Origin of the sequence: Streptomyces humi (assembly GCF_001005085.2) — a bacterium.
GTDB lineage: Bacteria > Actinomycetota > Actinomycetes > Streptomycetales > Streptomycetaceae > Streptomyces > Streptomyces humi.
The window spans coordinates 54105-68253 of record NZ_LBMU02000089.1; the positions used below are offsets into that span (position 1 = coordinate 54105).

Genomic DNA, 14149 nt, shown 5'->3' on the forward strand with positions numbered 1-14149 from the left:
CATCAGGACAGCAGGGAAACGGGGAGGCTCGGGTGATTCGCGTCTTGCTCGCCGAGGACATGGGGATGGTGCGAGGGGCGCTGGTGGCGCTGATGGAGATGGAGCAGGATCTCAGTGTCGTGGCGCAGGTGGCCGACGGGCGCGAGGTCCTCTCCGCCGGGCTGGCGCACCGCCCGGACGTCGCCGTGATCGACGTGGGACTTCCCGGGGTGGACGGCATCGAGGCCGCGGCCCAGTTGCACGAGCACCTGCCGGAGTGCCGGACCCTGATGCTCACCGGCACGGACCAGCCTGGCACCGTGCGCCGGGCGATGGACGCCAGGGTCTTCGGCTACCTGCTCAAGGACGCCCCGCCGTCGGAGCTGGCCGCGGCGATCCGCAAGGTGGCGGACGGCCAGCGGGTGATCGACACCCGGCTGGCCTTCACCGTCTGGCAGCGCGGCGACCATCCGCTGACCGAGCGGGAGTCCGACGTCCTGTCACTGGCGTCGGAAGGGGCTGAGGTCTCGGAGATCGCCGCCCAGCTTCACCTGGCCGTCGGTACCGTCCGGAACTACCTGAGTTCGGCGGTGACCAAGCTGGGCGCCCGCAACCGTCTGGACGCGGTGCGGATCGCCCGGGACGCCGGCTGGATCGGCTGAGCCCGCGCCGTGCCGTGGTCCGGCCGGGCAGTCGGCGACCAGGTGGAACCAGCCGTCCGGGTCGACGGTCGCGCCGAGCCGGCCGCCCACCCGGGTCAGCCGCTCGGTGAGGTTGTCGAGTCCGCCGCCCAGCCGGTTCATCGCGGAGCCCGGGACGACGCCGTTGTTGGAGACGGTGAGACGGACACGGCTGCCCTCCTCCCGCAGGACGATGCGGCAGTGGTCGGCACGGCTGTGCCTCAGCAGGTTGGTCACGCTCTCGCGCAGCACCGTGGCCAGGACCGTCTCCTTCTCGACGGGGAGGCCGCGCACGGACATGTCCGTGGACACCTCGATGCCCGCCGCGAGCAGCACACCGCGCACCGAGGTGGTCTCGTCTGCGATCCGCATGGTCCGGTAGCCGTGGGACACCGAGCGCACGTCGGCGAGCGCCTGGCGTGAGACCTGGAGGATCTCCAGGAGTTCCGTCCGGGCCCGGTCGTCGCTCGATCCCACCAGCCGGATGGTCAGCTCGCTCTTGAGGGTGATGGCGGACAGGCTGTAGCCGAGCAGGTCGTGCAGGTCCCGTGCCATCCGCAGCCGTTCCTGCTCGATGGCCAGCCGGGTCGACACGCCACGGGTCCGGTGCAACTCGGCCACCAGTTCGGCGACGCGACCGAGGCCGTAGATCATCGTGCCGATCATCAATATCGAAACAACCAGCCAGGAAACGCCGAAAATTCGACTTCCGAAGAGGACTGCGACGGCGCTGGCCGCGACGCACACCGCACCGAATAGCCCTATGGACAGGGGAGGGTCGAGAACCAGCAGTATTGCCCCGGCCAGAAGACCGGCGAGGCCCACCCAATTAAGGCCGAAAAACACCGGCGGTATAAACGTCAGGAGGGCCTGCAATATCAGGGTGAACTTTCCGTAGCGCTCCCGTAACCCCTGCGCGGCGGGGGCGCAATGTATGACCTGAACCAGGCCGACCAGCGGCAGAGTGATCAGAAAACCGACGATCTGCGCCGGCCTGGGATGCGAGGCCAGCAGGTTGAGGGCGATCATAAAAGCCACGCTGCATTGGATCGCGAACATCAGATGCAGCGCCAGGTGGGACGGTCGTTGCCCACCCGGGAGATTGGTCACCATACTTCCCCCGTAGGTTGACCTTCGAGAAATCTCATTGAAGCCTAACATGCGCCCCGAATGCACCCCGGAGCCTTTCGACGTCATCGGCGACGGCCGCGCCCGATGACAATATTCCGGGCCGTCTTTGCAGCAACCGCTACCACACCCCTGACCAGTGCGAACGCAATACGCGTGGACCGTGCCAATGGCCGGGCCGCCGACCGGGGCCGGGCGGAACCGGACGCGCTCGTGCCGCCCGGCCTGCCGCGGAGCCGACTTTGCCGTACCGGTATGGCCGGAAGTCGTTGCCGTTGGCCAGAACCAGTACCGTTTTCCCAGCGTCGTACGGCATGTCTGCCGTTGGCCTGATCTGTGGGGGGACCACATGAGCGGCGAGATCTACTTCAGCAACAACCACCGGGATCTGTGCGAGCGGAACGGGACCGGGGCGGGGTTCCAGTTCGAGTTCTCGTGTGCGCGTTGCTACGACACCTGGCGCTCGCCGTTCGAGCCGTACGGCGGGGAGCGGGCGGCCACCTGGCTGCGCAAGGGCGTCGACGTGGCGTGGGGGCTGCTCGGGCGCACCGGCACCGGACTGACCTCGGCCGCCGACGGGCTCGCCGGCGCGGGCTACGGGCGCGCCCGCGACCAGGCGTTCCAGCGGGCGATCGACAACGCCCAGGGGCACTTCAACCGCTGCGCACGCTGCACCGACTACGTGTGCGGCCGGTGCTGGAACGCCGCCCAGGGCCTGTGCCTGCGCTGCGCGCCGGACACCGCGGCCGAGGCCATGGCGGCCCAGCAGCGCGGCCTCAACGACATGGCGTCGCAGCGCGCGTACGCGGCGGGACAGCGGACGGGGCAGGGCTACGACCCCACCACGCCCCGGCAGTTGGTGTGCCCGCACTGCCGCACCGAGACCCGCGGCGCCGCCTTCTGCTCCGGCTGCGGCCATCAACTCGCCCAGTCGGACCGGTGCTCCGCGTGTTCAGCGGCCGTACCGGAAGGCGCCGCCTTCTGCCCAGGCTGCGGCTCCCCCAGGTGACCCACGCCTTCCACCCGAACTGCCGCTCCCGCAGACAACCCACGCCTTCCGCCGGGGCTGCGGCTCCCCCAGGTAACCCACGCCCTCCACCCGAACTGCGGCTCCCGCAGATAACCCACGCCCTCCACCCAAACTGCGGCTCCCCCAGATAACCCACGCCCTCCACCCGAACTGCCGCTCCCCAAGGAAACCCACGCCTTCCACCCAGGCTGCGGCTCCCGTAGGTAACCCGGAGAGAGGTGTCGGGGGGACGGGGGGCGGGGGCTGCCGGGTGCTTTCGGGGAAGTGCCCGTCGGTCCGTCAGGCGGGTGGCGCGGGCGGGCCCGTGCCGGGGCAGCGGGCGGTGCGCGTCGTCGTCGTGTGCTCCAGCCAGCGGGCCTCGATCTCGCGGCCGTCCGGGAGGGTGTGGCGCGACGGCCCGTCGGCGGCGACGAAACCGGCGTTCGCCAGGGCCCGCGCGCTCGCGCCGTTCGCCGGTTCGTGTCCCGCCCGTACCGTCCGCAGCCCCAGGTGGGTGTGGGCGAGGAGCACGGCGGCCGTGAACAGTTCGGTGCCCAGCCCCTGTCCGCGCGCGTCGGGGGCGAGCCAGCCGCCGATCTCGCCGGTGCCGGGATGCACCCCCGTGCTCCCGGCGTACCTGCCGTCGTCCAGCCGGACGGCGACCAGTATCACCTCGTCGTCGGGACCCGGTTCCCAGGGCTGGGCCAGCAGGTTCCTGGTCGTCCGGGACGAACGCAGGGCGCCGGTGTCCCCGGGCCGCAGCCCGAGCAGGGTCTTGACGACGTGCGGGTCGGACAGGACGCGTTCGCCCCAGCCGAGCCACCGCTGGGCCTCGGCGTCCGAGGCGGCGGCCAGGGCGGCGGCGAGGTCCAGGGACGTCTCGGGGGTGTAGAGCAGCAGGCGCGCGGTACGCAGGGTGTGCCGCCGGGACCAGCAGGGACCGGGCAACGGGAGCAGGGGGCCCGCCGCCCGTCTCCGGCCCCACCGCGGCCAGCCCATGCGCTCCCCCTCCGCCCCGAAGAACCCCGGTGTGTTCCGGAGGCGCGTTTCGAAGGCGCGTTCCGGAGGTGTGTTCCGGAGTGCGTTCCGGAGGTGTGTTCCGGCGCGCTGCCCGGACGACGGCCGGATTCTAGTGTGCCGTGGCCGTGTACCGGTCTCCGGAGGGCGTTCGAAAGTACCTTCGCCCAAGGGCGTCGAAGGGGAGCGCACCCCAACTAATCTGCACGGGTGACCACCGAGCTGACCCTGCTGCCCCGAGTCGTCTGCCGCGGCCGGGAGATCACCGCGCCCCGGCTGCGCGGACTGCTGGCGCTGCTCGCCGGGGACCTGCGCACCGGGTGCAGCACGGGGCGGCTGGTGGCGGGGCTGTGGCCGGACGAACAGCCGGAGCGGCCGGGCAAGGCGGTGCAGGTCCTGGTGTCGCGGCTGCGGTCGCAGCTGGGTGCCGAGCTGATCGTCAGCACACCGGCCGGGTACCGGCTGGCGCTGGACGGGACGCAGGTCGACGCCACGGCGCTGGCGCTGCACGAGGCGGCGAGCGCGGAGCGGGCGCGGGCCGGCGACCACGACGCGGCCCTCGCGCGGGCGGAGGCGGGGCTGGCGCTCTGGGACGGGAACGTCGGCGCCGGAGCGGACGAGGATCTGCACGACCCGGTGGTGGCGCTGCGCGTCGAACGGGTGCGGGTGCACCGCGCGCTGATCCGGTCGCGGGCGCTGGCGCTCGCCCGGGTCGGGCGGCGGTCGGAGGCCGCCGCGCCGCTGGCGGAGCTGGCCCGGACGCTGCCGCGGGACGAGGAGGTGCTGGCCGAGCTGCTGCGCTGCGAGGCGGCCACCACGGGCCGGGCCGCGGCCCTGACCCGGTTCGACGCCTACCGCCGCCGCCTGCGGGACGAGCTGGGGGCCGACCCGGGGCCCGGTTTGCGGGCCGTCCACCAGGAGTTGCTGCGCACGGACGTGCCGGCCGCCCGGCACGGCGTGCCGCACGAGCCGAACCCGCTGCTGGGGCGGGACGCCGACATCGCCGCCGTGGCCGGGCTGCTGCGGGGTGCCCGGGTGGTCACCGTCGTCGGCCCCGGCGGCCTGGGCAAGACCCGGCTCTCGCACGCGGTGAGCCGAGCGGCCGAACAGTCCGTCGTGCACTTCGTGCCCCTGGCCGGTGTCACCGCGGACGACGACGTGGCGGACGAGGTGGCCTCCGCCGTCGGCGGCCCGGACAGCCGTCAGCCCGCGGGCGGCAAGGACGTGGTGAGCGGCATCCTCGCGGCGCTGGGACCGGGGCCCGCGCTGCTGGTACTGGACAACTGCGAGCACGTCGTCGCCGCCGCGTCCGCTCTCGTACAGGCGCTGGTCTCGCGGTCGAAGGAGCTGCGGGTGCTGGCCACCAGCCGGGCTCCTCTTGGGCTGACCTCGGAGTCCGTGTACGCGCTGCCGGAGCTGTCGCCGGCGACCTCCGCCGAGCTCTTCGCGCAGCGGGCGCGGGCCGCCAGACCCGGCGTGGAACTGCCCGCCGCGCAGGTCGCCGAGATCTGCCGGCACCTGGACGGGCTCCCGCTGGCCGTGGAGCTGGCCGCGGCCCGCGTGCGCGTGCTGTCCGTGGCCGACATCGCGCGCCGCCTCCAGGACCGTTTCGCGCTGCTGCGCGGGGGCGCCCGGGACGCACCGGAGCGGCACCGCACGCTCCAGGCCGTCGTCGAGTGGAGCTGGCACCTGCTGGAACCCGAGGGCCGGGCGGCGCTGCGCGCGCTGTCGGTGTTCCCGGGCGGTTTCGACGCGGACGCGGCGGAGTACGTGCTCGGCGAACACGGGACCGGGGACGGCGGCACGCTGGATCTGCTGGAGCAGTTGGCCGACCAGTCCCTGATCAAGGTGGGGGAAGGCCCTTCCGGGGTGCGTTTCCACATGCTGGAGACGCTGCGGGAGTTCGGTGCCGCGCGGCGGGCCGAGGCGGGCGAGGCCGCGCTGGTGACGGACCGGTTCCTGTCCTGGGCACGGGACTTCGGCCGGGCGTACCACGACGCGATGTTCGGCGACGAGGCGGTGGCCGCGTTCGACCGCGTCCGTGCCGAGCAGGACAACCTGGTCCTGGCGCTGCGGTACGCGCTGGCCCGGACCGACTGCCCGGCGATCGCCGCGCTCACCGCCGTACTGGCCTCCCTGTGGTCCGTCGGCAACAACTACCTGCGGTTCGTGACGCTCGCCGCCGAGACCGGCGGACCGCTGTCCAGGTACCGCCCGGAGCCCGGGCACCCGGAGGACGTGGAGGCGGTGCGGAGCGCGGCGGCGATCTGCACGGCCGGCCTCTTCATGGGCTACGGCCCGCACGCCGTACGCCAGTTGGTCACGCTGCGCCGGCTGCCGCCGGCCCCGCCGGACACCGTGATGCGGGCGCTGGCCACCGTGCTGTCCGCCGTCCCGGACATGCACCCGCCGGACTGGGCCCGGTTGCGGGAGCTGTGCGACTCCGGCGAACCGCTGCTGGCGGGCCTCGCCTCGGGCGTCGCCAGCTATCTGTGGGAGACCGCCTACGACACGGAGCGGGCGCTGGACCACGCGCGCCGGATGCTCGCCCTGGTGCGGCCGCTCGGCAATCCGATCATGCTGCTGCTCAGTCACGGGCGGATCAGCGAGCTGTGCCTCAAGACGGAGCGCGGCGCCGAGGCGTACGACCATCTGCGGGCCGCGGACGCGATCGGCGAGGTCGGCGGCTGGTCGGACGCGATCGGCGTCCGCTACGGGCTGGTGTCCGCCTGTCTGCAACGCGGGGAGATCGACGAGGCGGAGTACTGGCTGGGCCTGGCCGCCCCGGACCGGCAGCCGGAGTCGCCGCAGGCCTTCACCCCCGAACTGCTCCAGGCGCGGGCGGAGATCGCGCTGGCCCGGGGGCTGACCGAGGTCGGTCTCGGGCTCTGGCGGCAGGCGGCCGGAGGGATCCGGGAGGCCAGCCGGCTGGCGGCGGACGACCCGTTCCTGGAGTCCTGGTCGCTCCAGGTACAGGCGGCTGCACTCGCGGCGCACGCGCAGCACGGCCGGGTGGAGCCGGTGGCACACCTGGCCGACGGCCTGCGGGAGCGACTGCTCGCCATGCTGTCGGACTCCGGCCCCGATCCCGCCGCGGGCCCCGATGCCGCCGGGGGCTCCGGTGCCGCCTCCGGCGCGCCCGGTGCCGGGGATCTGCTCGAACTCCCCGTGTACGGCTCGGTGTTGCTGGCGCTCGGGTTCGCCGGACTGGCCCGGGGCGACACGGCGGCGGTACGGCTGCTGGCGCTGGCGGAGCGGCTGCCGGTGATGCGGGACCTGCCGACCATGTCCTCGGCCCGGTCCCGGGAGGCCGCCGAGAACGCGGACGGGGCCGCGTACGCCGACGCGAGGTCGGGGTACGCGGCCCTGGGGCGGGATCAGTTGCGGACGGCGGCCCTGCACGAGCTCACTGCCGGGGCTCGCGGTTGAACACCGCCCTGGACCAGAAGTAGCCCAGCACGGTCAGGCCCAGGCTCCAGCCGATGGCCAGCACCGCGTTCTCCGTACCGATCTCGCTGCCCAACAGCAGTCCGCGCAGGGTCTCGATGAAGGGCGAGAAGGGCTGGTACTCGGCGAACCAGCGGAACCAGCCCGGCATCGCGTCCACCGGTACGAACGCGCTGGACAGGAACGGCAGCATGACCAGCGGGGTCCCGATGTTGCTGGCGCCCTCGGCGTTGGGGCTGATCAGACCGATACCGACGGCGAGCCAGGTGACCGCGACGCTGACCAGGGCCATCAGACCGGCCGCCGCGAGCCACTCCAGCGGCGCGGCGTCGGGCCGGAACCCGATGGCCAGTCCGATGCCCAGGACCAGCACCAGGGCCATCATGGTCTGGATCACGCTGCCGACGACGTGGCCGATCAGCACGGAGGCGCGGGAGATCGCCATGGTGCGGAACCTGGCCATGATGCCCTCGGTCATGTCGGTGGCCACGGACACCGCGGTGCCGAGCGAGGTCATGGCCACGGTCAGGAAGAGGATGCCGGGGACCAGGTAGTCGACGTACTGGGACCGGTCGGCGTGGCCGCCGGTGATGCCGGCGCTCATCACGTTGCCGAAGACGTAGACGAAGAGGAGCAGCAGGATGACCGGGGTGAGCAGCAGGTTCAGGGTGAGCGAGGGGTAGCGGCGGGCGTGCAGGAGGTTGCGCCGCAGCATGGTCAGGTTGTCGCGGAAGGCGTACGCCCGCGGGGCAGAGGATGCGGTACTCATCGGACGGTCTCCTTGGCGGTGACGGCGGTGTCGGTGTCGGTGGCGGTGTCGGTGGCTGCGGGGCTGCCCGTCAGGGCGAAGAACACGTCGTCCAGGTCGGGGGTGTGCACCGAGAGTTCGTCGGCCTCGATGCCGGCGGCGTCCAGCCAGTCGAGGATGGCGCGCAGTTCGCGCTGGCTGCCGCCGCTGGGGATCTGGAGGGTGAGCGCCTCGTCGTCGCGGGTGGTCTCGCGCAACGCGGTGGCCGCCTGCTCGTAGGTCACCGGGTCGGTGAACCGGAGCCGGACGTGGCCGCCCGGTACCAGCCGCTTGAGTTCCTCGGCGCTGCCCTCGGCGACGATCCTGCCGCCGTTGAGCACGGCGATGCGGTCGGCGAGCTGGTCGGCCTCCTCCAGGTACTGGGTGGTGAGGAAGACGGTGGTGCCGCCGGCGACCAGCTCCCGGATGATCTGCCACATGGTGTGGCGGGATCGCGGGTCGAGGCCGGTGGTCGGCTCGTCGAGGAAGATGACCCGAGGGCTGCCGACCAGGGTCATGGCGATGTCGAGCCGGCGTTTCATGCCGCCGGAGTAGGTGGAGGCGGCCTTCTTCGCGGCCTCCACCAGGTCGAAGCGCTCCAGGAGCTCGGCCACCACCCGGCGCCCCTCGGCGCGGGGCAGGTGGTGCAGGTCGGCCATCAGGAGCATGTTCTCCTCGCCGGTGATCAGTCCGTCCACCGCGGAGAACTGGCCGGTGACGCCGATCGCGGCCCGTACCGCCTGGGCCTCGGCGACGAGGTCGTGTCCGCCGATCCGGGCCTCGCCGCCGTCGGCGGAGATCAGCGTGGAGAGGATGTTGACGGCGGTGGTCTTGCCCGCGCCGTTCGGCCCGAGCAACGAGAAGACGGTGCCGGCGGGCACCTGGAAGTCGATGCCGTCGAGGACCGTCTTGTCCCCGTAGGCCTTGCGCAACCCGGTGGCTGCGATCGCGAGTTCGTGGTCGGTCGAAGTCATGCCGCAGAGCTTGCGGCCGCCCCGGTTCAGTTCGGCTTCAGCCCGGTTTCAGTCCGCCGGCACGGGCTTCAGGCCGCTGAAACACGCAGGTGAGAGCGGAGCGAGCAGCCTTTCCACACCTTTCCCATAGGAATGGTGGTTAAGGTCCCGCGCATGCATTCCACCGTTCCGATCGTCATCGCGGGGGCCCTGGTCGGCTTTGCCGTGGGGCTCACCGGCATGGGCGGCGGAGCGCTGATGACCCCGATCATGGTCATGGTGTTCGGAGTGAACCCCACGGCGGCCATCGGCAGCGACCTGGCCGCGTCCGTGTTCATGAAGCCGTTCGGCGCCCTGGTCCACCAGCGTGCGGGCACCGTGCGCTGGGACATCGTGCGCCGACTGCTGCCCACCGCCGTACCGGCCGCGTTCGGCGGGGTGTTCCTGCTCCGCGCGCTCGGCGACGGCGACGCGCTCCAGCAGCGCGTCAAGTACGTCGTCGGTACGGCGCTGCTGCTCGCCGTCGCCGGCATGCTGGCCCGCCTCTGGCTCGACCGCCGCCGCCCGGACCCGGCCGACGAGGACGAGCACGTACCGGTACGGCCCGTGGTGACGCCGCTCATCGGACTGGTCGGCGGGGTGATCGTGGGGATGACCTCGGTCGGCTCGGGCTCCCTGATCATCGTGATGCTGATGCTGGCCCACCCCCGGCTGAAGGCCAATCACCTCGTCGGCACGGACCTGGTGCAGGCCATCCCCATGGTGGCCGCCGCCGCCCTCGGCCATGTCCTCGTCGGCGACGCCGACCTGGGGCTGGCGGCGACCCTGCTGATCGGAGCCGTCCCGGGCGTGCTGCTCGGGTCCGTCGTCTCCAGCCGGGTCGCGGGCCCCGTGGTGCGCTGGGCGCTGGTCGTGCTGCTCACCGGGTCCGGCCTGTCGATGCTGAAGGCGCCGTCCGCGGTGATCCTGCTCGGCTGCCTGGGGATGGCCCTGCTCGGCGGGCTCGTCGACGTGCGCGACCGGCGCACCTCCGCGGGGACCGGGGCCGCCGAGACGGCGGACGTCACCACCGGTTCCTAGCACACCGGCGACCGGGCGACCCCGCGTGGGCGGGCCGTGCCGTGGGCGGGCCGTGCCGTGGGCGGGCCGTGCCGTGGGCGGGCCGTGTCGTGGGCGGGCCGTGCTCACCTCGTACGTTACGTTTCCGATACTCCAACAGGGCCAGCCATTTACCTTGGCTTTGCGTGGACATGGTGATCTGACCCGCGTCGTCATCGCATCCGCACACCGGACGCCCAAGGAGTCGTATCCATGCCCCGATCCACCCGCCGTCACCTCGTGGTCGCCACCGCCGTGATCACCGCGGCCACCGCCGCCGTGGCGGTGACCACCGCGGCCGGCGCCTTCGACAGCGCCCAGCAGGCGAAGAACGCCATCCAGGGCGGCAAGGCGAAGAACGTCATCCTGCTGATCGGCGACGGCATGGGGGACTCGGAGATCACCCTCGCCCGCGACTACACGGTCGGCGCGAACGGCCGCCTGAACATGGACAGGCTGCCGCTCACCGGCGCCTACACCACGTACGCCGTGCACGAGGACGGCTCTCCGGACTACGTCACCGACTCCGCGGCCAGCGGCACCGGCTGGGCGACCGGCGTGAAGACCGTCAACGGCCGTATCTCCAAGACGCCCGGCAGCGACAAGGCCGTGAAGACCGTCCTGGAGCTGGCGCAGAAGAACGGCTACGCCACCGGCAGCGTGACCACGGCCGAGCTCACCGACGCCACCCCGGCCGTGCTCGCCTCGCACGTCACCGACCGTTCCTGCCAGGGCCCGGCCGACATGGCCAAGTGCGCGAAGGACACCATCGCGGCCGGCGGCCCCGGCTCGATCGCCGAGCAGTCCGTGAACCACAAGGTCGACGTCCTCATCGGCGGCGGCAAGCAGCGCTTCGACCAGACCGTGACCGACGGCAAGTACAAGGGCCTGACCGTCACCCAGCAGGCGCAGAAGCTCGGCTACCAGGTGGTCACCGACAGCGCCGGCCTGAAGAACGCGAAGGCCGGCAAGCCGGTGCTCGGCCTGCTCGCCTCCGGCAACGTGCCGGTGGAGTGGACCGGCAAGGCGGCGGCCGTCGGCGGCACCGACCCGCAGCGCTGCGTCACCTCCAACCCGAACCGCCCGGCCACCACGCCGAGCCTCGCGGACTCCGCCACCAAGTCGATCCAGCTCCTGGAGGCCAAGCAGCAGGCCAAGCACTCGAAGCAGGGCTTCTTCCTTCAGATCGAGGGCGCCTCCATCGACAAGCAGGACCACGCGGCCGACCCGTGCGGCCAGATCGGCGAGACCGCCGCGTTCGACAAGGCCGTCAAGGTCGCCCGCGCGTACGCGGCCAAGCACCCCGACACGCTGGTCGTCACCACCGCCGACCACGGCCACACCAGCCAGATCGTCCCGCTGGAGGCCACCCCGCCCGGCCTGTCCTCGACCCTGGTCACCGACGAGGGCCAGCAGCTGAAGGTCAACTACTCGTCCAACACGCCGGGCCTGTCGCAGGAGCACACCGGTACGCAGGTCCGGATCGCCGCGCAGGGGCCGTTCGCCTACCGCGTCCTCGGCGTCACCAACCAGACCGACCTGTTCACCACGGTCCGCGAGGCCCTGCGGCTGCGCTGACCGGATCCGCGGGGCCGGGGAGGACGGCCGCCACCGCCCTCCCCGGCCGCTTTCGACTCGCGGACCCCACCGCCCGCGCGCGACCATGGGCGAAGTCGCTCTGAAATCGCCCTGGAGTCGCCCCGAAGGAGCGGGCATGAGACGCAACCGACTGCTCACCTCGGCCGCGACGCTCGCCGCGACCGCCCTGCTGGGCCTCGCCGCACCCCACACCGCGGTGGCCGCCACCCCCGCGGACTCCTGCGCCTACGTGTCCGCGGGCTTCCGGCCGACCCTCACGTACGGCGACACCGGAGCGGCGGTCAGACAGGCGCAGTGCCTCAGCAACGCCTGGGGCGGCGTGCCGCCCAAGCTGGCGCCCGACGGGATCTACGGCACCGCCCTGCTGAAGAAGATCGAGTGGATCCAGACCTGCCACGGCCTGCCCGCGAACGGTGTCGTCGGGGCCCGCACCTGGCAGTCCCTGTACCGCCCGGCCCTGGACTGCTACGTCCCGTACCCGGCCTGAGAACAGCCCCGCTCCCCCTGCCCTCCTGCTCCCCTCCCCTCCCCTGCCCTGCCCTGCCCCGCCCTGCTCGCAACCGCTTTCCGGCCGCGCCCGTTAGGGTGTCATTAAAGAAAGCGCAAAGAAACCGACAGGACGAGACAGGGAGACGGTCTTGGGTGCTCCACGCCTGAGCAGGACGCCGTTGCCGGGAATCGGGGTCCGTTACGACCTCACCACGCGGGAGCAGGGCAGACTGTCCGTGGTCGCGCACCGGGACGGATCGCGCATTCTGAGCGCCTACCGCCAGGAGGACCCCGACGCGTGCGCCTTGTCGGTGCGGTTGTCCTCGGGTGAGACGGCGGCGCTCATCGACGCGCTGATGCCGACGCACCACAGCCCGAACCTGCTCTCCACCACCGACCTCGGCCTGGTCGCCGAGCGGATCGAACTCAGCGCCACGTCGCACTGGAACGGCCGTCTCCTGGGCGAGACGCGGATGCGGACCGAGACCGGTGTCTCCATCGTGGCCGTGCTGCGCCGCGCCGAGGCGGTTCCGTCGCCCGCGCCGGACTTCCGGCTGGCCGGCGGGGACACGCTCATCGTGATCGGCACCCGTGAGGGCGTCGACGCGGCCGCCGCGATACTCGGGCGGGAGTGAGGCCTCCGTGCACGACTCCGCCGTCTTCCTCATCGAGTTCGGGGCGATCATCCTCGGCCTGGGCCTGCTCGGCCGGCTCGCCGGACGCTTCAGCTTCTCGCCCATCCCCCTCTACCTGCTGGCCGGGCTCGCCTTCGGCAAAGGCGGCCTGTACCCGCTGGGCACCAGCGAGGAGTTCGTCGCGATCGGCGCCGAGATCGGCGTCGTCCTGCTGCTCCTGATGCTCGGTCTCGAGTACACCGCCAGCGATCTCGTCTCCAACCTGAAGACCCAGTACCCGGCGGGCCTGGTGGACGCCGCGCTCAACGCGCTGCCGGGTGCCGTCATGGCCCTCCTGCTGGGCTGGGGGCCGGTGGCGGCCGTGGTGCTGGCCGGCGTCACCTGGATCTCGTCGTCCGGGGTGATCGCCAAGGTCCTCGGCGACCTGGGACGGCTCGGCAACCGGGAGACCCCGGTGATCCTGAGCATCCTGGTCCTCGAAGACCTCTCCATGGCCGTCTACCTGCCGATCGTCACCGCGCTGCTGGCCGGCGCGGGCCTGGCCGCGGGCAGCCTGACCCTCGCCATCGCCCTCGGGGTGGCCGGGCTGGTCCTCCTGATCGCGGTCCGCTACGGCAGGCACATCTCCCGTTTCGTCTCCAGCGACGACTCCGAGAAGCTGCTCCTTGTCGTGCTGGGCCTGACCCTGCTCGTCGCGGGCATCGCCCAGCAGCTCCAGGTCTCCGCCGCGGTGGGCGCGTTCCTCGTCGGCATAGCGCTCTCCGGGGAGGTCGCGGAGGGCGCCCACCACCTCCTGGCGCCCCTGCGTGACCTCTTCGCGGCCGTCTTCTTCGTCTTCTTCGGCCTGCACACCGACCCGTCGAGCATCCCGCCGGTGCTGCTGCCCGCGCTGGCGCTCGCGGTCGTCACCGCGCTGACGAAGATCGCCACGGGCTACTGGGCCGCGAAGCGCGCCGGGATCTCGGCGCGGGGCCGCTGGCGGGCGGGCGGCACCCTGGTGGCCCGCGGCGAGTTCTCGATCGTCATAGCCGGTCTGGCCGTCACGGCGGGCATAGAACCCTCACTCGGCCCGCTGGCCACGGCCTACGTCCTGATCCTCGTCATCCTGGGCCCCCTGACGGCCCGCTACACCGAACCCCTGGCCCGCCGCCTCACGCACCGCTCACGGGACCCGAAGCCCCTCCTGGCCGACGGCGGCACGATCCCGCTCGCGGCTCCGGCCCCGGAGACGACAGTGAGGGCGACGGCGGACGACCAGGACGCGGTCGGCAGCGCGTAGCCGGGGGCGGCGCGTGGCGCGGACCGGGGCCGGTCCCGGAACCGGAACC

General features: G+C 72.3%; 11 protein-coding genes and 1 pseudogene. 8 read left to right on the top strand and 4 right to left on the bottom strand.

Annotated features, from left to right (window positions below; translation table 11 throughout):
• Window positions 1-32: 32 nt before the first annotated feature.
• Window positions 33-641 (top strand): response regulator transcription factor, encoded by a 609-nt coding sequence (locus AAW13_RS35575; protein ID WP_046732232.1) that lies wholly within the window; start codon window positions 33-35, stop codon window positions 639-641.
• Window positions 642-1043: 402 nt separating this feature from the next.
• On the opposite strand, the pseudogene AAW13_RS47695 reads toward AAW13_RS35575, so the two are convergent.
• Window positions 1044-2138: pseudogene (locus AAW13_RS47695) on the bottom strand (sensor histidine kinase); the annotation flags it as partial.
• Between AAW13_RS47695 and AAW13_RS35585 the strand changes: the two are divergent.
• A complete protein-coding gene (locus AAW13_RS35585; RefSeq protein WP_046732233.1) occupies window positions 2137-2796 on the top strand; it encodes a zinc ribbon domain-containing protein in 660 nt (219 codons plus the stop codon). The pseudogene AAW13_RS47695 and the gene AAW13_RS35585 overlap by 2 nt on opposite strands.
• A gap of 300 nt (window positions 2797-3096) precedes the next feature.
• On the opposite strand, the gene AAW13_RS35590 is transcribed toward AAW13_RS35585, so the two are convergent.
• Window positions 3097-3795 (bottom strand): GNAT family N-acetyltransferase, encoded by a 699-nt coding sequence (locus tag AAW13_RS35590; protein WP_046732234.1) that lies wholly within the window; start codon window positions 3793-3795, stop codon window positions 3097-3099.
• A 228-nt stretch (window positions 3796-4023) separates the two neighbouring features.
• Here AAW13_RS35590 and AAW13_RS35595 point away from each other — a divergent pair, with 228 nt between their 5' ends.
• Window positions 4024-7242, top strand: a complete 3219-nt coding sequence (locus AAW13_RS35595) for an ATP-binding protein (RefSeq protein ID WP_046732235.1) — start codon at window positions 4024-4026, stop codon at window positions 7240-7242.
• On the opposite strand, the gene AAW13_RS35600 is transcribed toward AAW13_RS35595, so the two are convergent.
• Both AAW13_RS35600 and AAW13_RS35605 read right to left on the bottom strand, forming a co-directional pair.
• Window positions 7220-8029 (bottom strand): ABC transporter permease, encoded by an 810-nt coding sequence (locus AAW13_RS35600; protein WP_046732236.1) that lies wholly within the window; start codon window positions 8027-8029, stop codon window positions 7220-7222. The genes AAW13_RS35595 and AAW13_RS35600 overlap by 23 nt on opposite strands.
• On the bottom strand, window positions 8026-9021 hold the full coding sequence (locus tag AAW13_RS35605; RefSeq protein ID WP_046732237.1) for an ATP-binding cassette domain-containing protein: 996 nt from the start codon (window positions 9019-9021) through the stop codon (window positions 8026-8028). The genes AAW13_RS35600 and AAW13_RS35605 overlap by 4 nt, the downstream gene beginning before the upstream one ends.
• 153 nt (window positions 9022-9174) lie before the next feature.
• On the opposite strand from AAW13_RS35605, the gene AAW13_RS35610 reads away from it, so the two are divergent.
• From AAW13_RS35610 to AAW13_RS35630, 5 genes are all read left to right on the top strand, one after another.
• The gene (locus AAW13_RS35610) at window positions 9175-10080 is read left to right on the top strand and encodes a sulfite exporter TauE/SafE family protein (RefSeq protein ID WP_046732238.1); all 906 of its coding nucleotides are present in this window, start codon (window positions 9175-9177) and stop codon (window positions 10078-10080) included.
• Between the two features lie 231 nt (window positions 10081-10311).
• Window positions 10312-11676 (top strand): alkaline phosphatase, encoded by a 1365-nt coding sequence (locus AAW13_RS35615; protein ID WP_046732239.1) that lies wholly within the window; start codon window positions 10312-10314, stop codon window positions 11674-11676.
• Window positions 11677-11812: 136 nt separating this feature from the next.
• Window positions 11813-12184: a peptidoglycan-binding domain-containing protein gene (locus AAW13_RS35620; RefSeq protein WP_046732240.1), complete on the top strand. Its 372-nt coding sequence runs from the start codon at window positions 11813-11815 to the stop codon at window positions 12182-12184.
• Between the two features lie 151 nt (window positions 12185-12335).
• Complete coding sequence (locus tag AAW13_RS35625; protein ID WP_206306331.1) at window positions 12336-12821, top strand: cation:proton antiporter regulatory subunit; 486 nt, start codon at window positions 12336-12338, stop codon at window positions 12819-12821.
• 7 nt (window positions 12822-12828) lie between these two features.
• Window positions 12829-14100 (top strand): cation:proton antiporter, encoded by a 1272-nt coding sequence (locus tag AAW13_RS35630; RefSeq protein WP_046732241.1) that lies wholly within the window; start codon window positions 12829-12831, stop codon window positions 14098-14100.
• The last annotated feature ends 49 nt before the right edge of the window (window positions 14101-14149 follow it).

Excerpts from the sequence above, each read along its gene's own strand:
- AAW13_RS35585 (WP_046732233.1), top strand. The coding sequence starts at position 2,137 with ATGAGCGGCGAGATCTACTTCAGCAACAACCACCGGGATCTGTGCGAG.
- AAW13_RS35590 (WP_046732234.1), bottom strand. The coding sequence starts at position 3,795 with ATGGGCTGGCCGCGGTGGGGCCGGAGACGGGCGGCGGGCCCCCTGCTC.
- AAW13_RS35600 (WP_046732236.1), bottom strand. The coding sequence starts at position 8,029 with ATGAGTACCGCATCCTCTGCCCCGCGGGCGTACGCCTTCCGCGACAAC.
- AAW13_RS35605 (WP_046732237.1), bottom strand. The coding sequence starts at position 9,021 with ATGACTTCGACCGACCACGAACTCGCGATCGCAGCCACCGGGTTGCGC.
- AAW13_RS35610 (WP_046732238.1), top strand. The coding sequence starts at position 9,175 with ATGCATTCCACCGTTCCGATCGTCATCGCGGGGGCCCTGGTCGGCTTT.
- AAW13_RS35615 (WP_046732239.1), top strand. The coding sequence starts at position 10,312 with ATGCCCCGATCCACCCGCCGTCACCTCGTGGTCGCCACCGCCGTGATC.
- AAW13_RS35620 (WP_046732240.1), top strand. The coding sequence starts at position 11,813 with ATGAGACGCAACCGACTGCTCACCTCGGCCGCGACGCTCGCCGCGACC.